The following is a 22,733-nucleotide window of genomic DNA, read 5'->3' on the forward strand; positions in this document are numbered from 1 at the left end:
ATGGCGATGCCGGCGGTGGCGAGCAGGGCCTTGCGGGTGTACGTGGCGAAGACAGTCATGATCGGGGGTGTCCTTTGTTCGAGGGGGATGGTGGCCACCTGGACAGGGGGTTGTCCGATGGCCGCCCTCACGCATGCCTCTCACGCGGGGCAAAACTGTGGCGGACGCGACGCGGCGGGGGTGCTGCTCACGTCCGGACCGGGTGTAACGCACCCGCACCCCGGACCATTCCGGCCCGGCGACATCCGGCTGGGGGATCTTCCGGATCGGGCGCGGCACGATCGGGTGGGGCACCGCAGCGGTGCCACCTCGGCCGCGGTCATGTACAACGACCCGCGCCCGCCGGCCATTCCGCCGATCGGCCCCCGGGCAGACGTCACCACCGGACGGCAAAGCGTCGGATGTCCGGATTCGCGGTGCGGAACTGTCGGCCCCCGGTGCGAGACTCGACCGCATGGGCAGCGAGGTGTCGCCGGGCGACATACGGCTGAGAGACGTCGAGGAGGCCGATCTGCCGGTCTTCTTCGAGCAGGAGCACGATCCGGAGGCGACCCGTCGGTCGAACTTTCCGCCGCGCGGGCGGGAGCGGTTCATGACGCACTGGGCCACGCGGGTGCTCGGGGATCCGACCGTGTTCGTGCAGGCGGTCACCGTCGACGGCGAGTTGGCCGGCAACGCCGTCGCCTGGTGGGAAGGGGACCGGCGGTTCATCGGCTACTGGTTCGGCCGACGGTTCTGGGGACGCGGCATAGGCACGCGGGCCCTCACCCTGTTCCTCGCGCGGGAGCGGAACCGCCCGCTCTACGCCGATCCGTACATCGGGAACACCGGGTCGATCCGGCTGCTGGAACGATGTGGCTTCACCCGTACCGGATCGGTGCGGCACGGCGCGGACGAGCACGTGCTGCTGGTGCTCGGTGAATGAGCCGGAGACGCGAACGTGGGCGCCGTCCGGATGGACGGCGCCCACGCGTGCGTAAGCGTCACTTGGTGACGTCGGTGACGATGTCGGCGGCCATCTTCTCCCACTGCGCGTAGTGGTTCGGGAAGGCCGAGACCTGCACGGTCTGGGCGGCCACGGTCAGCGGCATCTCTTCCCAGCCGTCGACCTGCGTGAGGCCCTTGTAGAACGCCTTCGACGAGTAGTCCGGGTCGGTGATCTGCGCCACCGTGCCCCAACCACTGGACGGCCGCTGCTGGAACAGGCCCTGCGAGTCGTGGTCGTTCCGCTCGCCCAGGTGGCCCAGGTTCTCCAGCTTCGACTCCTGCAACGCGGTCGCGATCGCGATCGTCCACGCCCGCGGCGGCAGGTCCATGTCCTTACCCGCGTCGACGATCTTGCGGGCGTTGTCCATCTGCTCCGCGCTCGGGGCGAAGCTCGACTGGTTCGTCGGCTCGCCCAGCGGCATCAGCTGCTCGACGGTCGGCTTGTCCGCCGTGTCCGGTGCGAGGAAGGCCGGCGCGGACTGCACCACCGAGGGTGCGGTCTGCGTGGTCGCCGGGTCGCCGGTGACGGGGCCGGCCAGGCCGGCGGCGAGGGCCAGGCCGGCGGTGGCCAGCAGTGCGGTTCGGGTGTACGTCGCGAACTTCGTCATGGGGGATGTCCTTTGTTCGAGGGGGATGTGTGACGGCCGGGGGACGGCCGCTACCCACGTCTGCCTCGCACGCGGGGGACCCGCACCGCGCTGGTGAACGGGTGCGGACAGGGTGTAACGGATCGGGTCGCGGTGGCATTCCAGCCGACCCGGTTCACGTGCCGGGAGTGTCACCTATGCCGGGGATCTTGGCGCTCTCCGGCGGGCACTTCACCGGCCGCGGCCATGTGCAACCACCGGCCGTCCCCGCGCATTCCGGCGGCCGACCGCACGTTGATCTGAGCGGCAGGGACCTTACCGGCGTCGGGAAAGGTCGCTGACGCTCAGATCCACGACCGCCGTAGGTCGCTCAGGCGGCCGGCCCGGACCGGGCGGCCGCGACGAGTTCGCGTACGGCGGGTACGACCTCGGCCGCGTACCGGCGGATCTGGTCCGGGTCGTCGCTGGCGAGGATGTAGGCGCTCATTCCCTGGTCGAGGGTGAGTTCGGCGAGTTGCTCGGCCCACACGGCGGCCGGCCCGCGCAGGAAACCGTCGCCGGTGCCCTCGAAGGAGCCCCCGATGTTGTAGAGGCGGCGTACGTCGGCGGGCGCCCGGCCGGCGCTCTCCGCCGCATCGTCGATGGCGCGGTTGAGCGCGGGCAGCGTCTCGGGGCCGGTGTACGAGCTGCTGGGCAGCCATCCGTCGGCGAGCCGTCCGGTGACGCGCAACATGCGTGGCTTGTACGCCCCGAGCCAGATCCCGACGTCGTGGGCGGGTGCCGGGCCGGGGTGGGCGCCGCGTACCCGGTGGTGGGTGCCGTCGAGGCGTACGGTCGGGCCGCCGGCCGCCCACATGGCCCGGATGACCGCGATGCCCTCCTCCAGGGCGGTGACCGCTTCGGCGCCGTCGAGTTTCGGGCCACCGAGGGCGGCGATGCCGTCCCAGAAGCCACCGGCGCCCAGCCCGAGTTCGACCCGGCCGCCGGTGAGGATGTCGAGGGTGGCGACGCTGCGGGCGAGTACGGCCGGCGGCCGCAGCGGCAGGTTGGCGACGTTGGGGGAGACCCGCAGCGTGGTGGTGCGGGCGGCGATCACCGACAGCAGGGTCCAGGTGTCGAGGAACCTGGCCTGGTAGGGGTGGTCCTGCACGGTGGCGAGGTCGAGCCCGACCTGTTCGGTGAGCCGGGCCAGTTCGACGACCCGTTCGGCGTCCCGGGCGCTCGGGGTGAGGAACGTCCCGAAGAGCAGGTCGTGTCGGTAATCGGTCATCTGGCACCTGCCCCGGCGGTTGCGGACGGTCACCGTGATCGTACGCGTGCCGGCGTCGGCCGGTGGACATGTGCTGAGTCGGGAATCAAACGTATCTGTCCCGTCCGGGGCCGGCGGGTGATTGGTTGTGGCGACGCGCACGGTTCCGTATCGCGGAACCTCTGATCCGGGGAGAGATCGGCATGACCCAGCCAGCCCAGACGACGGATTCGCCGGCCCGGGCCCGGGCCCGATTCATCGAGCAGCTCTACGACGAGTTTCGCCGTCGGCGGTGGCATCTCCAGGGGGCCAAGGCGACCTGGGACGAGACCAGGGACGCGCCGATCCCGCAGATGGGAGTGACCCTTCACCGGGTGACCACCGAGGGCGAGGCCGGTGCCGAACTCGGGCTGAAGAAGGGGAAGCTGGCCGACTTCTACGCCGACTCGGACAACGTCGTCGAGCCGCGCTCGTACGGCTCCGACCGCGAGGGGCAGGCGCTGCGGTGGATCTCGACCCTGGTGTTCAAGTACCTGAACCACCTTGACCTCAACCCCGTCGAGGTGCAGGCCGCCGTCCATGATGGAGCGCTGTACATCGCCGCCAACAGCGGGAAGGGCAACACCGAACTGGCCAGGATCGCCGGAAGGTACAAGACCGGTACGCAGTTCGTCACCCGGATCCTCGACGAACTGGACCGGCTCGGTCGAGTACCGGGAACCGCGCTGACCTTCAGCGAGCGCGAGGAGCGGCACCGGGCGAAGCTGCGCCTACGGATCCTCGACGAGTCGACGGGGTGGGACGAAGACTATCCCCTGGTGTGCGCCACCCTCACCGAGCAGGTCGTCGTGTGCGCGGGCGGCGAGGAGGGACTGCACGCCGAGCGCCGGATCAGCCGGGCGGTGGGGGTCACCCCGACGCACATCGCGGGCGTGAAGCGGCCGTGTGTCGCCTGCTACCTCGACCTGTTCCAGGGGCGGGGGGTGCGCCCCGGGCCGTACTGGCCGAGCGAGGCGGCCAACATCGACATCGAAGAGTACGTCGACCGGGACGTGACGGAGCTGGCCGACCGGATCGAGCGGGCGATTCCGAACACCTACGTGACGCTGTTGTACGCCTGCCCGAACTACATCATGGCGCTGTCCGGCCGGGGTCGCACGAAGGGCGAGGCGCAGAAGTTGAACTCGGTCACCGACGAGTACAACTCCGATTCGGACACCGGCGATGACGGCGAACCGCTGGTGACGAAGCGGGAGCTGACCGTGACGCAGGTCAAGCAACTCCGGAAGGAGCCGACGGGCGGGCCCACGAAGCGGAAGGCGGCCGAGGACGGCGGCCGTTCGGCGAAGAAGGCCAAGATCGAGCCCGAGTCCGAGAGTGAGTCCGAGGACGAGCCCGAGGATCAGTCCGAGGTCGAGATCGTGACCCCCACCGGGGCTACGAAACGGAAGCTGAGCAACGACGGCGGCCGGGAGACCAAGAGGCCGCGGAACGGCACGTGAGCCGCGGCCAGCCGGCGTAGTGGTGCCGGCCGGCCGCGCGCCAGGGCACCACGGCGGTCCCGGCCGGCGGCGTCGCCGGCCGGAACCGCGAGGATGCCATCATGGGCCGGACAAAGGCGATGGAAGGGCTCGTGGTCCGGCGATGATGATTCTCATCCACAGTTCGAAGGCGATGCGGGCGGCACCGCGCGACGGGATGCCGCTGGGCACGCCCGCACTGGTGGACCGGGCCGAGGAGTTGGCCGGCTACCTGAAGACCCTGCCCCCGGCGCGGCTCGCCGAGGTGATGCAGTTGTCGGAGTCGCTGGCGGAGAAGACGCACGAGGTCATCGCCGGGTGGGACGCGGTGCCGGAACACCAGTCGCCGGCGGTGCACAGTTTCATCGGTGACATCTACAGCGGCCTGCGGATCGGTGACCTGTCCGAAGCCGACCGGGAGTACGCCGACGAGCGGCTGCGGATCCTGTCCGGGCTCTACGGCATCCTGCGCCCGTACGACGGGATCCGCCCCTACCGGCTGGAGATGGGCTACAAGCTGCCCGGGCCGAAGTACGGCAGCCTGTACGACTTCTGGGGCGACGCGGTGGCGCGCTGCGTCCCGGCGACCGGGCTCATCGTCAACCTGGCCGCCGTCGAATACAGCCGTACGGTGACGTCGTACGTCGACGCGGCCCGGCTGGTCACGCCGAAGTTCCTGACCGTCGACCCGAAGTCGGGCGAGCCGAAGTTCGTGACCGTGCACGCGAAGATCGCCCGTGGCGCGTTCGCCCGGTGGCTGGTCACCCGGCGGGTCGACGCGGCGGCCGGGATCGAGGAGTTCGACGAGATCGGCTACCGGTTCGACGCCGGGGCGAGCCGGCCGGGCCAGCCGGTGTTCGTGTGCGAGGAGTTCGGCGGCAAGGGCCTGAGCGTCCGTCTCCAGCCCTGAGCCGTCACCCGGCCGGGTTGCGGTCAGCGGCGGGCTGCTGGTCAGCGGCGGGCTTTCGGTCAGCGGCCGGGGCGGCCGGGGCGGACGGCCGGACGGCGGCGGGGCGCAGCAGGAACCAGGCCTGCACCGCGGTGGCCGCCAGCAGCACCGCGCCGACGGCGCTGGTCACCTGCACCCCGAACGTGAACGCGTCCCGGGCGGTGTCGAGCAGGACCTGGCCCGCCGTACCGCCGGTCTCGGCGGCGACCGCGACGGCGCCGCCGATGGTCTCCCGGGCGTCGTCCATGGCCGTCCCGGCGACCCCGGGTATGTCGGGCAGCCGCGCCGCGTAGGTGGTGGCGAGGACGCTGCCGAGTACGGCCACGCCGAGGGCGCCGCCGAGTTCGAACCCGGTCTCGGAGACCGCGGCGGCGGCGCCGGCGCGGGCGGGTGGCACGGCGGAGAGCACGATGCTGTTGGTGAGCGTCATGACCAGGCCGGCGCCGACGTTGGTGATCGCGAACGAGACGGTGACGATCATGGCTCCGTCGAAGTACGGCAGCAGCAGGATGACGGCGAATCCGAGGGCGCAGATGGTGATCCCGGCGCTGATCAGGCGCTGCATGCCGACCCGGCGGGCGGTGGCGGCGGCGGTGAATCCGGCGACGATGGAGAGCAGGGCACCGGGTAGCAGCAGCAGGCCGCCGCGCAGCGGCGAGATGCCGGCGACCGACTGGAGGTACTGCGGAAGGAAGAACATCGCCGCGATCAGCGCGAAGACCACCAGCAGGTTGGTGGCGATGGCGGCGCTGAAGCGACGGATGCGGAAGAGCGAGATGTCGATCATCGGGTCGGCGATGGCGCGCTGGCGGCGTACGAACAGGTAGCCGAACACCAGGCCGACCGCGATCGTCGCGACGGCGACCAGCGGTGACTCCCGCTTGGCGAGGGTCTTGATGCCGTAGACGGTGGGCAGCATGGTGAGCAGCGACAGGGCGGCGCCGGGCAGGTCGAAGCGGCCGGGTGCCGGGTCGCGGGTCTCGGGCACCAGCAGGGGGAGGGCGAGCAGGGCGACGGCGACCACCGGCAGGTTGATCAGGAAGACCGAGCCCCACCAGAAGTGTTCGAGGAGCCAGCCGCCGATCAGCGGGCCGAGGGCGGAGCCGGCGCTGAACGCCGAACCCCAGGCGGCGACGGCCAGCAGGCGCTGCCGCTCGTCGGTGAACATGTTGCGCAGCAGCGAGAGCGTGGACGGCATCAGGGTGGCGCCGGCGACGCCGAGCAGGGCGCGGGCCGCGATCAGGGTGGCGGGGTCGGGGGCGTACGCGGCGACCAGCGACGCCACCCCGAACCCGACGGAGCCGATCATCAGCAGCCGGCGGCGGCCGATCCGGTCGCCGAGGTTGCCCATGGTGACCAGCAGGCCGGCGAGGATGAACGAGTAGATGTCGACGATCCACAGCAGTTGGGTGCTGGACGGGTCGAGGTCGGCGCTGAGCTTGGGTACGGCGAAGCCGAGGACCGTCATGTCGACCGAGATCAGCAGGACCGGGAGCATGAGCACGAAGAGCCCGGTCCACTCCCGCCAACCCGCGCCCGCGTCCGTGCTCGTGTCGGCGGCCGGCGTCAGCCTGTCGCGCATTCCTGGGGACTCCGATCCTCCGCGCCGGATCGGCGCATGTTGCTGTACGGTCGTACATGTACGACCGTACAGTAGCGGGGCAGGGAGTGCCGATGAATTCTGGTCGCCGCGCGCGTGACCCGCAGGGTCGCCGGCAGGCCATCCTCGACGCCGCCCTCGAACTCGTGATCGAGGTCGGCATCGCCCGGACCAGCCACCGCGCGATCGCCGAACGGGCCGGCGTACCGCTGGGCTCCACCACCTACTACTTCCCGACCCTGCCCGACCTGGTCGCCGCCGCGCTGGAGCAGGCCGCCGAGCGGGTCCGCCGCGAGATCCGCGACCTGGCCGGGAAGATCGGCGACGGGCGGGACCTGGTCGGTGCCCTGGTCTGGATGACCGGGCTGGCCGTCGGGGACCGGAAGCGAATGCTGCTGGAGTACGAGCTCTACCTGGCCGCCGTCCGCAACGACGAGCTGCGCGAACTGGCCGGGCTGTGGCTGCGGGAGATCCGTACCCTGCTCACGCCGCTGATCGGGGCCGGGCCGGCCGCAGCGGTCGGTGCCCTGCTCGACGGGGTCATCCTCCAGGCGATGGTGACCGGTGCGGCGCCCGATCCCGACATGCTCGAAACCGCCCTGACCGCACTCGTCGGTCGGCCGGCCGAGAAAACCACCCGGAGTGGTGACGTGGTAACCGGCATGCCGGAAATGTGATGATCATGGATATTGACAAGGGCTGAAGTCGGGCGGAAACTTCGGCGCAGCCCCGCTTCGAGTGGGGCCGCGCCGGCAGCACACCGGGGAAAGTCGCTTCCCTCGGCACCGGGCGGGGCTGCCGCACGCCTCTAACCGGAGGAGCCCGCATGAGAAGTCGCGCAAGACGGTCCCGGGTGAGCCGCCTGCTGGCACTGCTCACGATCCCCGCCCTACTGGGCATGGCCGCCCTGCCCAGCCTGGCCACCCCGCCCGGCGCGGACGGGCAGGTCGAGCCCGAGCGCAAGTCCACCTTCGAGCAGAACGGCGTCGCCCTCATGCGGGTCGTCGCCACCGACCAGGCCCAGATCGACCAGCTCAACGCGCTCGGCGTCGACCTCACCGAATACAGCAAGCCGGTGCCCGGCGGCATCGAGGTGCACGCCGTACTCAGCCCGCCGGAGAGCACCGCGCTGCGGGAGATGGGCTTCGACGTACGCGACGCCATCGCCGACCAGACCGACCATGCCGAGAACGTCGCCGACCGGGCGGCGGCGATCGCCTCGGCCGAGGCCGCCGAGGCCGAGACGGACACCCTGACCGTGCTGCGGGCCGAGTGGTTCACCAGCCTCGACGGCAAGCGCTTCCTGTCGTTCGAGGTCAAGTCGAGCGCGACCGACGCCCAGACGGTGCTGACCGCGAGCTGGGACACCGGCAAGGACACCCCGCCCGCCTCCGGCGGCACCGCGACGATGACCCGGTTCAGCGACGCCGGGCAGTACATGTACCACCGGTTCTCCGCACCGCTCGCGCTGAACACCGCGCAACCGGCCCGGGTCACCTTCACCAGCAACCGGGGCGGGACCGCCAAGGCGCCGGTGACGAAGTGGCTCGGCAACCCGCGACCGGCACCGGGACCGCACTACCTCACCGACTTCATCGACCGCTACATGGACCCGACCGAGATCACCGAGCGGATCGTGTCGCTGTCCGAGGAGTTCCCCAAGATCACGCAGATCATCGACCTGCCGTACCTGACCAACGGCTACCGCCGTAAGGCGCAGGCGCAGTTCGGCTCCGCCACCGACAACACCTTCTACGTCACCACCAAGGCGTGGGGGCACGAGGGCGGCAACGACACCACGATCTCGATGATCGACCCGGGCGCCGCCGGCCAGCCGCTGACCGTCCTCGTCAACGGCCGTACCGTGGTGGTTTCGCTGGCGACCGACGGCTCCGGCGCCGTCACCAGCACCGCCGCCCAGGTCGTCGCCGCCCTCAACGGCGACCAGGCCTCCTCGGCGCTGCTGACCGCCGCCACCTACCGGGGCAACGCCGGCGCCGGCGTGGTGCGCCCGGTCGGCACCAGCCGGCTCAGCGACAACCTGAACGCCCCGGCCCACATCTCCCGCGAGCCGTTCCAGACCAAGGCGCTGCGGATCGGCCGGGCCCGCGACGGCTCCAAGCCCGGCGTCTACCTCTTCTGCCAGCAGCACGCCCGGGAGTGGGTCACCCCGATCACCTGCCTGGAGACCGCCGAGCGGCTGGTGCGCAACTACGAGCTGGACACCAAGACCCGCAACCTGGTCAACGGGCTGGACATCTTCGTCGTGCCGGTGATCAACCCCGACGGCGGGCACTACAGCATGTACGACTTCAACGGCCAGCGGAAGAACCTGACCAACCACTGCGACGCCGTCTGGTCCGACCCGGCCCAGCGCAACGCGTGGGGCGTCGACCTCAACCGCAACCAGGACGTCGGCTCGCTGTTCGACGGCTACTCCGGCGCGTCGTCGAGCTGCACCTCCGGCTCGTACGCCGGCCCGGCCGAGCAGTCCGAGCCGGAGGCGAAGAACGAGGACTGGCTGGTCGAAACCTTCCCGAACATCAAGTTCTCGATGAACACCCACTCCTACGGCGGCTACTTCATGTGGGCACCGGGCGCCTACAAGTCGGCCGGCCGTGAGGTGCTGCCGCGCCCCGACTACGGCACCGAGAACTACTTCTGGAACGCCTCGACGAAGATCCTCAGCGCGGTCCAGGCGTGGCGCGGTACGGCTATCTGGCCCGGACGCACCGGCCCGGTCACCGACGTGCTCTACTCGGCGGCCGGTAACAGCGCCGACGCGCACTGGTACAACCACGACATCATCGCCTGGAACTTCGAGGTCGGCGCCGACGTCTGGGACCCGGCGACCAACCGGTGGCAGCCGGTCGGCTTCCAACCGGACTTCGCCGAAGGCCACCAGGAGGCGATGGAGTTCGCCAACGGCCAGATCGCGATCCTCGAGGTCGCCAAGCAGTACGCGGCCGACCAGAGCAAGCCGACGTCGGAACTGCTCGTCAAGGGCAAGGGCCCCGGCACCACGACCTTCACCTTCAAGGTCGACGAGCCGGCCAACATCTACTACACGTTGGACGGGTCCGAGCCGACCACCTCGTCGGCGAAGCTCGGCTTCGCCGGCTACCGGGAGGGCGCCGAGCAGATCACCATCAGCGCGAAGACCACGGTGCGCTGGTTCTCGGTCGACATCTCCGGCAACGCCGAGGCGGTGCAGGAGCGGATCCTGAACGTACCGAAGCCCTGATCACCGGATGCGGCCGGCCGGCGGACCACCGGCCGGCCGCACCCCGTTCGGCGTCAGGCCCGCCGCCGGCCGACGAGCCACCAGACCAGCGCGTGCAGGACCACGTTGAGCACCGCCGGGCCGGCGATCGCCAGCAGCCGCAGCGGCGCCGCCACGTCGTCGAAGGCGTACGGGTCGGCGAAGTAGAACAGCGACCACGGCACCCCGAGGGCGAGCAGCGGCAGGCCGACGAGCCCGGCACCGATGTTGGCGTCCGGCCCGCTGTTCGCGTCGATCACCACGAACGCCAGCACCAGCACGAGCACGACGGCGGCGTGTACGAGCAGGACGATCCGGCCCCGCCTGGAAATAGCCATACCGGCAAACCTAATCAACGCCCGCCGGACCGGATCAGCCCGGGTACTCAGACCGATCGATCCGCTTCGGCCGCCCCGCCCGTACGGCCCTGATCCGCCGGTGCTGCAATGACGTCATGCCCGACAACCGGCTCGCCCGGCGACTCAGCCTGCCCGACGCCGTCGTGATCGGCCTCGGCGCGATGATCGGCGCCGGGGTGTTCGCCGCGTTCGCGCCGGCCGCGGCCGCCGCCGGCGGCTGGCTGCTCGTCGCGCTGGCCCTGGCCGCACTGGTCGCCTACTGCAACGCGGCCTCGTCGGCCCGCCTCGCCGCCCGCTACCCGCTGTCCGGCGGCACCTATGTGTACGGCCGCGAGCGCCTCGGGCCGTTCTGGGGCTACCTGGCCGGCTGGTCGTTCGTCGTCGGCAAGACCGCCTCCTGCGCCGCCATGGCGCTCACCTTCGCCGCCTACGCCGTACCCGGGTTCGAACGGCCGGCAGCCGTCCTCGCCGTACTGGCCGTCACCGCCCTGAACTGGCACGGCGTGCAACGTTCGGTCACCGCGACCCGGGTCATCGTGGCCGTCGTGCTGGCCGTGCTGGTGGCGGTCGTGGTCGCCGGCCTGGTCGGGGCCGCCGGCACGCCGGGGCCGGCCGGCGGGGTCTTCGGCTCCGGACCGTTCCCGGCGCCCGGCGTGCTCCAGGCCGCCGGACTGCTGTTCTTCGCGTTCGCCGGCTACGCCCGGATCGCCACGCTCGGCGAGGAGGTCACCGACCCGGCCCGCACCATCCCCCGCGCCGTCGGCACCGCGCTCGGCGTCACCCTCGTCGTCTACACCGCGATCGCGGTCACCCTGTTGCTCGTACTCGGACCCGAGCGCACCGCGGCGGCGGCCGCGCCGCTGGCCGAGGTGGTGACCGTCGCGGGCGCGTCCTGGCTGGCCCCGGTCATCCGGGCCGGTGCCGCGCTCGCCGCCGCCGGCGCCCTGCTGGCCCTGGTGCTCGGCGTCTCCCGGACCGCGTTCGCGATGGCCCGCGACCGGCACCTGCCCGCCGCCCTCGACGCCGTGCACCCGCGCCACGGGGTGCCGCACCACGCCGACCTCGCCGTCGGACTCGTCGTCGCCGTCCTGGTCGCCCTCGTCGACCTGCGCGGCGCGATCGGGTTCTCCTCGTTCGGGGTGCTGCTCTACTACGCCGTCGCGAACGCGTCCGCCTGGACGCTCGGCCGGCGCCGGCTGGTGCCGGCCGTCGGCCTGGTCGGCTGCCTGGTGCTGGCGGTGGCACTGCCGCTGTCGTCGGTGCTGACCGGTGCCGCCGTCGTCGCCGCCGGTGCGCTGCTCTACCTGGTCCGCCGCACCCGTCGCTGAGACCCGGCGCCGGCGCCGGTCAGTCGCGCAGGAACAGGCAGAAGGGGTGACCGTCGGGGTCGAGATAGACCCGTACGTCGTCCTGCGGCTGGAAGCCGGCGAGAGTCGCCCCGGCGGCGACCGCGTGCGCGCCGGACTCGTCGAGGTCGTCGACCGCGATGTCGAGGTGGACCATCATCTGCTGGTCGTCGGGGCCGGCCGGCCAGGTCGGCCGCCGGTAGTCGGACTCCGTCTGGAACGACAGTCCCGCCCCACCCTCGGGCGATCGCAGCTTGACCCAGTTCGGTTCGAACTGCTCCACCGACCAGCCGAGCAGCCGCTGGTAGAAGGCGGCGAGCGCCTGCGGGTCCGGCGATCCGAGCACGACACCCGACAAGGTCAGGGACGGTACGGCGGTCATTCGCTCCTCCTCCTGGCGGCGGCGGTACCGGGCAGCGTCACCGTACCCGGCGGCGTCGCCGTACCCGCGCAGTGGGCCGCGCACCCGCCGGAGGCCGTTCGAGAGTGGACGGACGGGTGGTCGCCGGGTGGCGACCACCCGATGCGGGTCAGTGCAGCGCGAGCGGCTCGCCGGCGGGCTGGGGCGGGTTGGCGAACGCGTCCTCGGGGATGCCGGTCCACCGGGTGTGGGCCGCCTCGAGGAAGTAGTTCTGGCCCGGATCCCAGGTGTGCCCGCTGTCGCGGCGGTGGTAGACGTAGCCCAGCGGATGCGTCCGGAAGATCACCGCGCCGGCCTGCCGCAGCCGCTCCAGCAGCCCGAAGTCGACCGAGCGGGGCACCGGACGCCAGCCGCCGACCGCCTCCAGGTCACCCCTGGCGAGCAGCATCGTGCCGCCGGCGACGAGTTCGCCGTCGGCCTCCGACACACCCGAAGGCCGCCGTACGGTGATGCCCAGCGTCTCCAGGTGGACGAACTCGCTGCCCTTGCCGACCAGCGTCGCCCCCGAGTACTGCCGGGCCAGGACCAGGTCCCAGACGTGCTCGGTGCCGTAGCTGTCGTCGTCGTCGAACTTGGTGACCAGCGTGCCGTTCGCCCGCCGGGTCGCGGCACCGAGTGCCTCGCCGAAGCTGATCGTGTCCGGCACCTCCAGGATCTCGACCGGCCGGCCGCAGCCGGCGAGCCGGGCCCGGATCTCCGCCGGCAGCTCGATCCCGTGCAGGCAGAGGACGATCTCCAGCTCCGGGTAGGTCTGGCCGATGATCGCGTCGAGCGCCCCGGCCAGCATCTCCGGCCGCCGGGTGGCCAGGAGCGCGCTCACCGTCGGCGGGCGGCCGAGTTCGGGGAACCGGCCGGCGGCGATCCGGGGCAGCGCGAAGTCGGTGGCGTGCCCGCGCAGCGCGGCCCGGCGCTGGCGTACGCTGCGGGCCTCCATCGCCAGCTCGTCACCGGCGGGTGCCGGGCCGGTGATGATGTCCCGCAACTCCGGCACGATCAGGTCGGCGACCGGGGCGGGCAGCTTCGGCGCGTGCAGCACGGCGCCCGTCGCGGCGAGCTGAACCAGCAGCGCCGCCGTCTCCACCGGAGCGGTCGCCGGCACCTGCGGGCACTCCACCACACCGACCTGGCGCAGGGTCGCCAACGTCGTCGCGTCCGGCCCGGTGCCGTTCAGCCGGCCACCGAGGCCGCGGCCGGCCGGGCCGAAGTCGAGGCGTACCCGGGGGGCGTCCGGCCGGTTGGCGTCGGCCCGCCGGCCGCGCGGGTTGATCCGGCGTGCGTCGATCAGCACCGCCGCCGGGGCGGTCAGGCCGTGCGGGCCGGTCCGGAAACCGATCCCGTACGGCGGACCGTCGTCGCCGTAGCCGTCGCGGGGGGCCGGACCGTCGTGTTCGAGCACCACGTCATGGGCCCGGATGTCGCTGCTGAGCGGCAACTCCCGCAGGGCGACCGCCCCCGTCGCCGGCAGGTAGGCCGGTGGCCGGCCGTGGCTGGTCAGGTCGGCGCTGACCGGTGCCGGCAGCGGGCTGGCCGACCCGACCGCCGGCAGCACCGCCCGCAGGATCTCGCGCAGCGGCAGCGCCTGGGCCAGCCGTACGGTGACCGTCGCGGAGCCGCGCCGCAGGCGGGGGAAGGACACCTGGTGGCTGAGCACCCGGGGCAGCGGGCCGATCGCCCCGGACCAGCCCTGCCGGGGCCGGCGCCACCAGGCCACCACGACGGTCACGACCCGGAACGGGGTGACCGCGAACGGGTCGGCGGCCAGTTCCCGCAGCCGGTCGACGGAACCGGCGACGATCAGCACCCGGCGCGAGCCGGGCAGCCGCAGGACCCGCAACCCGACCGTACGGCTGATCCGCTCCTCGCGCTCGGGCGGCGGCGCGCCGAGCAGCCGCCAGCCGGACGGGCCGGCGCCCGGGGATTGGTGATCCGGACCGGACCGGGCGTCTTCCCGCGACATGTCAGCCTGTTCCTCCCGTAGCCACCGCCGGCCGGCGGGTGCCCGGCTGACCGGTCTGACCGGACATCCGGTTCCGCAACTGCCATGCGGTCATCGACAACTCGAACAGACGATAGGCACCCGCCGCCGCCATCCGCTGCTTGACGCCGTCGTTGCCGGGCGGTATCGGAGCGCCGCCGGTCGGCAGGTGGCGTGCGTACTGCTCGGTCAGGCGCGCGAAGTAGGCCCGGCGCATCGACCGGGGCACCCGGCTCTCGTGGCCGAGCACCTGGAAGCAGTGCCAGATCATCCGCTGGAAGAGTAGCGGACGCAGTGCGCCGTATCGGCCGGGGTCGGTGTCGAGGAAGTCGAAGACCCGCGTCCACTGGTCGAAGACCTCGAAGTGCCGCTCGCTGACCGTGAACGTGATCGCGCCGGCGGGTCGCTGCCGGTACGCGTAGCAGTACCGGTCGAGCACGCTGATCCGTTCCGCGGCGAGCATCACCGGCAGCACGAACGCGACGTCCTCGTACCAGCCGGGGCCGAAACGCAGGCCGTACCGGGTCAGGAAGTCCCGGCGGATCACCTTGTTGCAGGCGATCCACAGGATGTCGAGCAGCTTCGGGCGCTGCGCGAAGGTGAACGTCTCGGGCAGGTCGGCGCCGGCGTCGGTGACCGGATGGTGCTCGGCCGGCCGGTCGGGGTAGACCCGGGCGTAGCCGGTGACGAGCAGATCCGGGTCGGTGGCGGTGACCCGCTCGGCGACCGCGTCGAGGGTGCCGTCGGGCAGCCAGTCGTCGCTGTCGACGCACCACACGTAACGACCGGTGGCGTGGTCGATGCCGGTGTTGCGGGCGGCGCCGAGCCCGCCGTTGCGTTCCAGGGTGACGACCTTGAGGTTGCCGTGGCGTTCGGCGTACCAGGCGAGGATCTTCGCGGAGCCGTCGTCGGAGGCGTCGTCGACCGCGATCACCTCCAGTTCGTCCGGCGACCGCTCGGCGAACGACTGGTTGAAGATCGAGTCCAGGCACTGCGCGAGGTAGTCCTCGACCCGGTACACCGGGACGATCAGGCTCAACAGGGGCATGGGCGCCGCCCTCCGGCTGGTGTCGCGTCGGGGTTGTCCCGATCCCGCACGATTGGCGGGCCACGGGGCCGGTCGCCGGACAGCATCCGGGCGGTGGACGACGTGAGCGGTAGCGCCGGCTCAACGCCAGGTGGCGACTGGGCGAACCACACATGGCGACTGCCTGCGCTGGCGGCTGCCCGCGCTCCCCGGCGGCCGCCCATGCTGGCGGCCGAGTGTGGGTGGCCGCCCGCGTTGGCGGCCGCGTGTGGGCGGCCCGACGGCCGCCCGCGCGCCCGCGCCGTGGCGTGCCCCGTTGTTGATCTGGGCGGCAGAGACCTTACGGGGGCTGGATAAGGTCTCAGCCGCCCAGATCAACATGGCTGCCCGCCGCTTCAGGCGGGGCGCCCGCGCTCGGCGATGGCCTGGCGCACCAGGGCGATGATCCGGTCCGGGTGCCGGAGCACGTCGTCGGCGGTGAATCGCAGCACGAGCCAGCCGCAGGCGCGCAGGTCGTTGAGCCGGGCGATGTCGCGGCGGAACTGGGTGCGTTCCCGGTGGTGGTCGCCCTCGTACTCGATGGCGATCCGCCACTGCGGATAGGCCAGGTCGACGCGGCCGACAAACCGGCCCCGGTGGTCGTGCACCTCGTGCTGGGCGACCGGACGTGGGGCACCCCCGTCGATCAGGACGAGTCGGAGTCTGGTCTCCATCGGTGACCCGCTGTGCGGCTCGGCGAGGGCGAGCACCTGCCGGAGTTGCCTGATTCCGGGGCAGGGTGGGTGGGCGGCGAGATAGCCGGCGAGGGTGTCGACCCGGACGAGCCGTCGGGCGAGCAGCGCGTCGACGGCTACGACGGCGTCGACGCGGGGCAGCAGGCGGCCGAGATCGAACGCCGTGCGGGTCGGTGTGGTGATCGGCAGGTTCGCGAAGCGGGTGATGTCGTCGCCGGTCAGTCGCTGGTAGCTGGCTGCCATGCGCTGGTGCCCGCGGGGCCGGTAGTTGCCCGGCAGCACGACCGCAACGGGACTTTGCCGATCAAGGAGATTCACGCCCCAGAGGTAGGCGGCGCTGCGCCCGCCGATGGCCGCGCCCGGTGGCAGGGTCAACGCGACCGCGTCGCACCACATCCGGTGGTCGTCGGGCTGGTAGCCGTCGGCATGGACGTAGACATCGGGCAGCAGCCGGTGCCAGGACCGCCCGCGCAGTATCCGTTTGGTGAGCAGGCCGCTGACGATCGCCCGGCTTGCGCGGAAGGGCAGGAAGGCGAGTTCCCTGGGGACCTGAGCGACACGCGGCATCCGGCGAGCATCCCCGTTGGCCCGTTGGCCCGTTGGCCCGTTGGCCCGCTGGCCCGCCGTGCGGCCGACACCCCGGCGCAGGGCGTGGCTGACACCCTGGCGCGGGCGCGGCCGGCACCCTGGCCCGCCGTGCGCCCGGCACCCCGGCGCGGGCGCGGCCGGCACCCCGCCCGGGCGTGACCGGCACCCCGGCGCGGGCGCCGCCGGCGGGTCGGTGGTATGACCAGTGGATGCATGATGATCCGGCGCAACGGCTGGTGGACACCTTTCTCACGGCCTTCAACACCCCGTCCGGCGACCGGATGTCCGAGCTGCTGGCCGGGGCGTTCACTCGCGACGTCACGTTCTGGGGGCCGTTGGGGCGTACCCAGGGGTTGATGGCGTTGGAGAACTTCGTGACGTATCTGCGCGGCCACGGGCGGGGACCCGGGCGCATGGTGCGGACCAGCGCGGTCGACGCGCCGGGGGAGTGGGCCAGGTACGCCTGGGCCTACCGGGACGCCAGCGGCGCGGTGGTGCTCGACGGCGTCGACATGGTGCACGTACGCGACGACCGCATCGACCAGTTGGTGGTGTTCAGCGGCCCGCTGGCGGCCCGGCCGGACCCGGACTCGCCGGCGGGCGCCTGATCCGCGTTTCGATGCCGTCGAGGAAGACGGAAAGTCCGATGTGGAACGTCTCGCGGGCTTCCTGCTCCAGGTAGGGCACGGATTCGTCGGCCATTTCGAAGGCCCGCTCCTCGGCGAGCCGGCTGATGGTCGGGAACCGCTCGGCGAAGTCGGGGGCGACCTCGTCGAGCAGGGCGGAGCGGGCGTACCACCACTGGTCGTCGGGGACACCGGTGGCGCCGGGCGCCTGCCGGGTCTCGGCGATCGTCCGGGCCACGCCGCGTACGAAGTGCAGCAGGGAGCCGACGGTGCGCCAGAGGGTGGGGGCCGGCAGGCCGCTGCCGGCCAGGATGCCGACGACCGTCTCCAGCATCGTGTACTCGTTCGGTCCGAGCACCGCCCGGGCGTGCGAGATCTGGAGCATCCACGGGTGGCGTAGGTAGAACTCCCAGAGGCTTTCCGACCAGGTGGTCAGGGTGGCCCGCCAGTCGTCGCCGCCGGGCGGGTCGGTCGGCACCTCGGCGAGCACCCGGTCGTACATCAGGTCGACGAGTTCGGCCTTGCCGGGGACGTACGTGTAGAGGGCCATTCCGGTGCGGCCGAGCCGTTCCCCGACCGCGTTCATCGACAGGGCCGCCATGCCCCGGGCGTCGGCCAGCGCGATGGCGGCGTCGACGATCTCGTCGATCGTCAGGCCCGGCCGCCGGCCGGGGCGGGCGGGGGTGGGTTCGGTGCGGTCGGCGCGCCACAGCAGGGTCATGGATCGCCGTGCGTCGCCCTGTCCGACGAATACCACCACGCGTTGCTCCCGGGGGTGTATGGTTGCCTGCCGAGTATTTCTTTATGGCATAAAGCTATCTCGCCTGGATAGATCGGGTGCCAACTTCCAGGAAGGAATCCCCATGCCGGACGCCGTGCCGAACCGCATCCTGCCCGCCGACAGCCACGATGTGATCGAGGTGCGTGGTGCCCGCGAGAACAATCTGACCAACATCTCCCTGGACATCCCCAAACGCCGGCTGACCGTTTTCACCGGCGTCTCCGGGTCGGGCAAGTCGTCGCTGGTCTTCGGCACCATCGCCGCGGAGTCGCAGCGCCTGATCAACGAAACCTACACGGCCTTCCTCCAGTCGTTCATGGGCAGCCCCAGCCGGCCCGACGTGGACGCGCTGCGCAACCTGAGCGCGGCGATCGTCGTCGACCAGGAGCGGATGGGCGCCAACTCGCGGTCGACGGTGGGCACCGCCACCGACGCGTACACGATGTTGCGGATCGTCTTCAGCCGGCTCGGCGAGCCGTACGTCGGTCCGGCGACCGCCTTCAGCTTCAACGCCCCCGACGGCATGTGCCCGCGTTGTGAGGGGCTCGGCCGAGTCACCGACATCGACATAGCCGAGTTGGTCGACCGGGAACTGTCGCTCGACGAGGGGGCGATCACCGTTCCCGGGTTCAACGTCGGCGGCTGGTACTGGCAGAGCATCGCCCATTCCGGGTTCGTCGACCCGGCGGTGAAGCTGAAGGACTACACCCCGCAGCAGTGGGACGATTTCCTGAACAAGCCGTCGACCAAGGTCAAGATCAGCGGCCTCAACACCACGTACGAGGGCCTGCTGGTCAAGGTCCGGCGCACCATCCTGGCCAAGGACCGGGAATCGATGCAGGCGCACATCCGGGCGTTCGTCGACCGGGCCGTGGTCTACACCTCCTGCCCGGACTGCGGCGGCACCCGCCTCAACCCGGCGGTGCTCGGCTGCCGGATCGCCGGACGGAACATCGCCGAATGCGCCGCGATGCAGATCAGCGACCTGGCCGAGTTCGTCCGCAAGATCTCCGACCCGTCGGTGGCGCCGCTGCTGGCCGGGCTGACCGAGACGCTGGACTCGCTGGTCGAGATCGGGCTGGGCTACCTCAGCCTCGACCGCGAGTCCGGCACCCTGTCCGGTGGCGAGTCGCAGCGGGTCAAGATGGTCCGTCATCTGGGCTCCAGCCTCACCGACGTCACGTACGTCTTCGACGAGCCGACCGTCGGGCTGCACCCGCACGACATCGCCCGGATGAACGACCTGCTGCTGCGGCTGCGCGACAAGGGCAACACGGTGCTCGTCGTGGAGCACAAGCCCGAGGTGATCCAGATCGCCGACCACGTCGTCGACCTCGGGCCGGGGGCCGGTTCCGCCGGGGGACAGATCTGCTACACCGGCGACATCGCCGGCCTGCGTGCCTCCGGCACGTTGACCGGCCGGCACCTCGACCACCGGGTGACGCTGCGCGACACCGTACGGAAGCCGACCGGGCAGGTGTCGATCGCCGGTGCCCGGCTGCACAACCTCAAGGACGTGCACGTCGACATCCCGCTCGGTGTGCTCACCGTCGTGACCGGGGTGGCGGGCTCCGGCAAGAGTTCGCTGATCCACGGTTCGCTGACCCGCCGCGACGGCGTGGTGGTGGTCGACCAGACGGCCATCCGTGGCTCCCGGCGCAGCAACCCGGCCACCTACACCGGGCTGCTCGACCCGATCCGTACGGCGTTCGCGAAGGCCAACGGGGTGAAGGCCGCCCTGTTCAGCGCCAACTCCGAGGGTGCCTGCCAGAACTGCAAGGGGATCGGGCTGGTCTACACCGACCTGGCGATGATGGCCGGGGTGGCGACCGTCTGCGAGACGTGCGAGGGCCGGCGGTTCACCGCCGAGGTGCTGACCCACAAGCTGCGGGGCAAGGACATCAGCGAGGTGCTGGCGATGTCGGTCGCGCAGGCCCGGGACTTCTTCCCGTCGGGTGCGGCCCGGGTCATCCTCGACCGGCTCGGTGACGTCGGCCTGGGCTATCTCGGTCTCGGCCAGCCGCTGACGACGCTGTCCGGCGGCGAGCGGCAGCGGCTGAAGTTGGCGATCCACATGGCCGAGAAGGCGGCGACGTACGTCCTCGACGAGCCGACGACCGGTCTGCACCTGGCGGACGTCGACCAGTTGCTGGCCCTGCTGGACCGGCTGGTCGACGCCGGCAACACGGTCATCGTCATCGAGCACCACCAGGCGGTCATGGCGCACGCCGACTGGCTGATCGATCTCGGCCCGGGCGCCGGTCACGATGGTGGGCAGGTGGTCTTCACCGGCACCCCGGCCGACCTGGTCGCGCGCGGCGACTCGCTGACCGCCCGCCACCTGCGCGAATACCTGGCCCGCAGCTAGCCCGAGTCGCGGGGCCGTCCCGGGTGGCGCCACCGCCCGGCCGGCCCCGCGATCTTGCACAAGGATTCGCCCAAAGGCGTGCAAAAGCGGGAGATGACTGCAAGATCGCGGGGAGGTGGGGTGCGGCGTCGGCATCTTGCGGGGTGGCAGTCGGAAATTTCCATCGACTGATTCAAGTATTGCGATGCTATGAACAAAGCTGGCAGTATGCCGGGCATCGATGCACCTGCTCGCAGGAAATGGAGCAACCATGCCTGTCACCCGTCGCAGTTTCGTGTCGTCGGTGGTCGCCGGATCGGCCCTCGCCGCCGTGTCCACCTCCGAGCTGCTCGCCGCGGCGTCGCCCGCCCACGCGGCCAGCCCGGTCGGCGACGTCGTCGGCAAGATCTCCGTCGGCTACCAGGGCTGGTTCTCCTGCCCCGGCGACGGCGCGCCGATCGGCGGCTGGTGGCACTGGAGCCGCGACCGCTTCCAGCCGCCCTCACCGGCCAACACCACGATCGTCTCCTGGCCCGACATGCGCGAATACAGCCGCGGCTACCCGACCGCCTACCCCAATCTCGGCAACGGCCAGCCGGCGACGCTTTTCTCGTCGTACGACCAGCAGACCGTCGACACGCACTTCCGCTGGATGCGCGACTACGGCTGCGACACCGCCGCCCTGCAACGGTTCAACCCGTTCGGCGACGAGGGCCCGACCCGCGACGCCATGGCGGTCAAGGTCCGCGACGCCGCCGAGCGCTTCGGCCGCAAGTTCTACATCATGTACGACGTAACAAGTTGGTCCAGTATGCAAACCGAGCTGAAGACGGACTGGACCACGAAGATGTCGGCGTACACCGCGTCCCCGGCGTACGCCCGGCAGAACGGCAAGCCCGTCGTCTGCATCTGGGGCTTCGGCTTCAACGACCCCGGCCGCCCGTTCGCCCCGGCGCCCTGCCTCGAGGTGGTCAACTGGTTCAAGGCTCAGGGCTGCTACGTCATCGGCGGTGTGCCGACCTACTGGCGTACCGGGATCAACGACTCCCGGCCCGGCTTCTCCGACGTCTACCGCGCCTTCGACATGATCTCGCCGTGGATGGTCGGCCGCACCGGCACCCTCGACGGCCTCGACTGGTTCCACACCAACGTCAACGTCCCCGACCAGGCCGACTGCAACGCCCGCGGCGTCGACTACCAGCCCTGCGTCATGCCCGGCGACCTGTCCGCCGGCCACCGGGCGCACGGCGACTTCTACTGGCGGCACCTCTACAACCTGGTCCGGCTCGGCGCGCAGGGCCTGTACGTGTCGATGTTCGACGAGTACAACGAGGGCAACCAGATCGCCAAGACCGCCGAGACGGCGGCCTGGGTGCCGGCCGGCGTCGGCATCCGGGCCCTCGACGAGGACGGGGTGGCCTGCTCGTCCGACTACTACCTGCGGATCACCGCCGACGGCGGCCGGATGCTCAAGGGACAGCTCGCCCTGACCCCGGTGCGGCCCACCCCGCCGACGCTCGGCGGCCCCGACCCGACCGGTGATCTCGCCGCCGGCCGGCCCACCTCGGCCAGCAGCCAGAACGGCCCGTACGTCGCCGCGAACGCCGTCGACACCAGTGCCGCCACCTACTGGGAGAGCGCCGGGCCGCTGCCGCAGTGGCTCCAGGTCGACCTGGGCGCGGCCCGGACCGTCGAGCGGGTCGTGCTGGCCCTGCCGGCCGGCTGGGGAACCCGCACCCAGACCCTGTCGGTGCAGGGCAGCACCGACGGGACCGCGTTCTCGACGCTCGCCGGGCCGGCCGGGCGGGTCTTCGACCCGGCCACCGGAAACCAGGTGACGATCAACGTCCCGGCGACGGCCGCCCGTCACGTACGGGTCACCGTCACCGGCAACACCGGCTGGCCGGCGGCCCAGCTCTCCCGGCTGCAGGTCTACGGGACGGCCGCGCAACCCGTCACCAACCTGGCCGCCGGCCGGCCGACCTCGGCCAGCGGCCACACCCAGAACCTGGTGTCCGGCAACGCCGTCGACGGCAACCCGGCCAGCTACTGGGAGAGCGCCAACAGCGCCTTCCCGCAGTGGATCCAGGTGGACCTCGGCGCCGCCGTCGCCGTCGGCCGGGTGGTGCTGAAGCTGCCGCCGGCGGCGGCCTGGCAGGCGCGTACCCAGACGCTGTCGGTGCAGGGCAGCACCAACGGGACCACCTTCACCACGCTCGCCGGGCCGGCCGGGCGGGTCTTCGACCCGGCCACCGGCAACACGGTGACCATCCAGTTCACCGCGACCCCGACCCGCTACGTCCGGCTGTCGGTGACCGCCAACACCGGCTGGCCGGCCGGCCAGATCGGCGAGTTCGAGGTCTATGCCGCCTGAC

The 22,733-nt window shown here is 71.5% G+C and carries 18 protein-coding genes; 9 read left to right on the forward strand and 9 right to left on the reverse strand.

Annotated features, from left to right (window positions below; translation table 11 throughout):
- Positions 1-454: 454 nt before the first annotated feature.
- The gene (locus AB0I42_RS31095) at positions 455-925 is read left to right on the forward strand and encodes a GNAT family protein (RefSeq protein WP_357542933.1); all 471 of its coding nucleotides are present in this window, start codon (positions 455-457) and stop codon (positions 923-925) included.
- A gap of 58 nt (positions 926-983) precedes the next feature.
- Here AB0I42_RS31095 and AB0I42_RS31100 read toward each other — a convergent pair whose 3' ends face one another.
- Positions 984-1,595 carry a hypothetical protein gene (locus AB0I42_RS31100; RefSeq protein WP_357542935.1) on the reverse strand — a complete coding sequence of 204 codons (612 nt, stop codon included), beginning with the start codon at positions 1,593-1,595 and terminating at the stop codon, positions 984-986.
- A gap of 349 nt (positions 1,596-1,944) precedes the next feature.
- Positions 1,945-2,844 (reverse strand): LLM class flavin-dependent oxidoreductase, encoded by a 900-nt coding sequence (locus tag AB0I42_RS31105; RefSeq protein WP_357542937.1) that lies wholly within the window; start codon positions 2,842-2,844, stop codon positions 1,945-1,947.
- A 182-nt stretch (positions 2,845-3,026) separates the two neighbouring features.
- On the opposite strand from AB0I42_RS31105, the gene AB0I42_RS31110 reads away from it, so the two are divergent.
- The gene (locus AB0I42_RS31110) at positions 3,027-4,325 is read left to right on the forward strand and encodes a hypothetical protein (protein ID WP_357542940.1); all 1,299 of its coding nucleotides are present in this window, start codon (positions 3,027-3,029) and stop codon (positions 4,323-4,325) included.
- A gap of 142 nt (positions 4,326-4,467) precedes the next feature.
- Positions 4,468-5,253 carry a YaaA family protein gene (locus AB0I42_RS31115; RefSeq protein WP_357542942.1) on the forward strand — a complete coding sequence of 262 codons (786 nt, stop codon included), beginning with the start codon at positions 4,468-4,470 and terminating at the stop codon, positions 5,251-5,253.
- A gap of 4 nt (positions 5,254-5,257) precedes the next feature.
- On the opposite strand, the gene AB0I42_RS31120 is transcribed toward AB0I42_RS31115, so the two are convergent.
- Positions 5,258-6,874 (reverse strand): MFS transporter, encoded by a 1,617-nt coding sequence (locus tag AB0I42_RS31120; protein ID WP_357542944.1) that lies wholly within the window; start codon positions 6,872-6,874, stop codon positions 5,258-5,260.
- A gap of 92 nt (positions 6,875-6,966) precedes the next feature.
- Between AB0I42_RS31120 and AB0I42_RS31125 the strand changes: the two genes are divergently transcribed.
- Positions 6,967-7,569 (forward strand): TetR family transcriptional regulator, encoded by a 603-nt coding sequence (locus tag AB0I42_RS31125; RefSeq protein WP_357542946.1) that lies wholly within the window; start codon positions 6,967-6,969, stop codon positions 7,567-7,569.
- Positions 7,570-7,718: 149 nt separating this feature from the next.
- Positions 7,719-10,136 (forward strand): M14 family metallopeptidase, encoded by a 2,418-nt coding sequence (locus tag AB0I42_RS31130; protein WP_357542948.1) that lies wholly within the window; start codon positions 7,719-7,721, stop codon positions 10,134-10,136.
- A 53-nt stretch (positions 10,137-10,189) separates the two neighbouring features.
- Here AB0I42_RS31130 and AB0I42_RS31135 read toward each other — a convergent pair whose 3' ends face one another.
- Positions 10,190-10,492 carry a hypothetical protein gene (locus AB0I42_RS31135; protein WP_357542950.1) on the reverse strand — a complete coding sequence of 101 codons (303 nt, stop codon included), beginning with the start codon at positions 10,490-10,492 and terminating at the stop codon, positions 10,190-10,192.
- A 116-nt stretch (positions 10,493-10,608) separates the two neighbouring features.
- Here AB0I42_RS31135 and AB0I42_RS31140 point away from each other — a divergent pair, with 116 nt between their 5' ends.
- Positions 10,609-11,841, forward strand: coding sequence for an APC family permease (locus AB0I42_RS31140; protein WP_357542952.1), 1,233 nt, complete (start codon positions 10,609-10,611; stop codon positions 11,839-11,841).
- A 19-nt stretch (positions 11,842-11,860) separates the two neighbouring features.
- On the opposite strand, the gene AB0I42_RS31145 is transcribed toward AB0I42_RS31140, so the two are convergent.
- The 4 genes from AB0I42_RS31145 to AB0I42_RS31160 form a co-directional block, all read right to left on the reverse strand.
- On the reverse strand, positions 11,861-12,241 hold the full coding sequence (locus tag AB0I42_RS31145) for a VOC family protein (protein ID WP_357542954.1): 381 nt from the start codon (positions 12,239-12,241) through the stop codon (positions 11,861-11,863).
- 148 nt (positions 12,242-12,389) lie between these two features.
- The gene (locus AB0I42_RS31150; RefSeq protein ID WP_357542956.1) at positions 12,390-14,237 is read right to left on the reverse strand and encodes a glycosyltransferase; all 1,848 of its coding nucleotides are present in this window, start codon (positions 14,235-14,237) and stop codon (positions 12,390-12,392) included.
- A 1-nt stretch (position 14,238) separates the two neighbouring features.
- Positions 14,239-15,303, reverse strand: a complete 1,065-nt coding sequence (locus tag AB0I42_RS31155; protein WP_357542958.1) for a glycosyltransferase family 2 protein — start codon at positions 15,301-15,303, stop codon at positions 14,239-14,241.
- Positions 15,304-15,677: 374 nt separating this feature from the next.
- Positions 15,678-16,583, reverse strand: a complete 906-nt coding sequence (locus AB0I42_RS31160; RefSeq protein ID WP_357542960.1) for a DUF559 domain-containing protein — start codon at positions 16,581-16,583, stop codon at positions 15,678-15,680.
- A 230-nt stretch (positions 16,584-16,813) separates the two neighbouring features.
- On the opposite strand from AB0I42_RS31160, the gene AB0I42_RS31165 reads away from it, so the two are divergent.
- Complete coding sequence (locus AB0I42_RS31165) at positions 16,814-17,212, forward strand: nuclear transport factor 2 family protein (protein WP_357542963.1); 399 nt, start codon at positions 16,814-16,816, stop codon at positions 17,210-17,212.
- Here the strand turns inward: AB0I42_RS31165 and AB0I42_RS31170 are convergent.
- Entirely contained in the window at positions 17,160-17,951 is a 792-nt protein-coding gene (locus AB0I42_RS31170; RefSeq protein ID WP_357542965.1) for a TetR/AcrR family transcriptional regulator, read from the reverse strand. The genes AB0I42_RS31165 and AB0I42_RS31170 overlap by 53 nt on opposite strands.
- Positions 17,952-18,093: 142 nt before the next feature.
- Between AB0I42_RS31170 and AB0I42_RS31175 the strand changes: the two genes are divergently transcribed.
- Positions 18,094-20,379: an excinuclease ABC subunit UvrA gene (locus AB0I42_RS31175; protein WP_357542967.1), complete on the forward strand. Its 2,286-nt coding sequence runs from the start codon at positions 18,094-18,096 to the stop codon at positions 20,377-20,379.
- Positions 20,380-20,629: 250 nt separating this feature from the next.
- Positions 20,630-22,732 (forward strand): discoidin domain-containing protein, encoded by a 2,103-nt coding sequence (locus tag AB0I42_RS31180; RefSeq protein WP_357542969.1) that lies wholly within the window; start codon positions 20,630-20,632, stop codon positions 22,730-22,732.
- The last annotated feature ends 1 nt before the right edge of the window (position 22,733 follow it).

This window comes from Polymorphospora sp. NPDC050346, from assembly GCF_040655695.1.
Lineage (GTDB): Bacteria > Actinomycetota > Actinomycetes > Mycobacteriales > Micromonosporaceae > Polymorphospora > Polymorphospora lycopeni.

Excerpts from the sequence above, each read along its gene's own strand:
- AB0I42_RS31145 (WP_357542954.1), bottom strand. The coding sequence starts at position 12,241 with ATGACCGCCGTACCGTCCCTGACCTTGTCGGGTGTCGTGCTCGGATCG.
- AB0I42_RS31150 (WP_357542956.1), bottom strand. The coding sequence starts at position 14,237 with ATGTCGCGGGAAGACGCCCGGTCCGGTCCGGATCACCAATCCCCGGGC.
- AB0I42_RS31175 (WP_357542967.1), top strand. The coding sequence starts at position 18,094 with ATGCCGGACGCCGTGCCGAACCGCATCCTGCCCGCCGACAGCCACGAT.
- AB0I42_RS31105 (WP_357542937.1), bottom strand. The coding sequence starts at position 2,844 with ATGACCGATTACCGACACGACCTGCTCTTCGGGACGTTCCTCACCCCG.
- AB0I42_RS31170 (WP_357542965.1), bottom strand. The coding sequence starts at position 17,951 with ATGACCCTGCTGTGGCGCGCCGACCGCACCGAACCCACCCCCGCCCGC.
- AB0I42_RS31160 (WP_357542960.1), bottom strand. The coding sequence starts at position 16,583 with ATGCCGCGTGTCGCTCAGGTCCCCAGGGAACTCGCCTTCCTGCCCTTC.
- AB0I42_RS31130 (WP_357542948.1), top strand. The coding sequence starts at position 7,719 with ATGAGAAGTCGCGCAAGACGGTCCCGGGTGAGCCGCCTGCTGGCACTG.
- AB0I42_RS31155 (WP_357542958.1), bottom strand. The coding sequence starts at position 15,303 with ATGCCCCTGTTGAGCCTGATCGTCCCGGTGTACCGGGTCGAGGACTAC.
- AB0I42_RS31110 (WP_357542940.1), top strand. The coding sequence starts at position 3,027 with ATGACCCAGCCAGCCCAGACGACGGATTCGCCGGCCCGGGCCCGGGCC.
- AB0I42_RS31180 (WP_357542969.1), top strand. The coding sequence starts at position 20,630 with ATGCCTGTCACCCGTCGCAGTTTCGTGTCGTCGGTGGTCGCCGGATCG.
- AB0I42_RS31125 (WP_357542946.1), top strand. The coding sequence starts at position 6,967 with ATGAATTCTGGTCGCCGCGCGCGTGACCCGCAGGGTCGCCGGCAGGCC.
- AB0I42_RS31135 (WP_357542950.1), bottom strand. The coding sequence starts at position 10,492 with ATGGCTATTTCCAGGCGGGGCCGGATCGTCCTGCTCGTACACGCCGCC.
- AB0I42_RS31095 (WP_357542933.1), top strand. The coding sequence starts at position 455 with ATGGGCAGCGAGGTGTCGCCGGGCGACATACGGCTGAGAGACGTCGAG.
- AB0I42_RS31140 (WP_357542952.1), top strand. The coding sequence starts at position 10,609 with ATGCCCGACAACCGGCTCGCCCGGCGACTCAGCCTGCCCGACGCCGTC.
- AB0I42_RS31100 (WP_357542935.1), bottom strand. The coding sequence starts at position 1,595 with ATGACGAAGTTCGCGACGTACACCCGAACCGCACTGCTGGCCACCGCC.
- AB0I42_RS31120 (WP_357542944.1), bottom strand. The coding sequence starts at position 6,874 with ATGCGCGACAGGCTGACGCCGGCCGCCGACACGAGCACGGACGCGGGC.
- AB0I42_RS31165 (WP_357542963.1), top strand. The coding sequence starts at position 16,814 with ATGCATGATGATCCGGCGCAACGGCTGGTGGACACCTTTCTCACGGCC.
- AB0I42_RS31115 (WP_357542942.1), top strand. The coding sequence starts at position 4,468 with ATGATGATTCTCATCCACAGTTCGAAGGCGATGCGGGCGGCACCGCGC.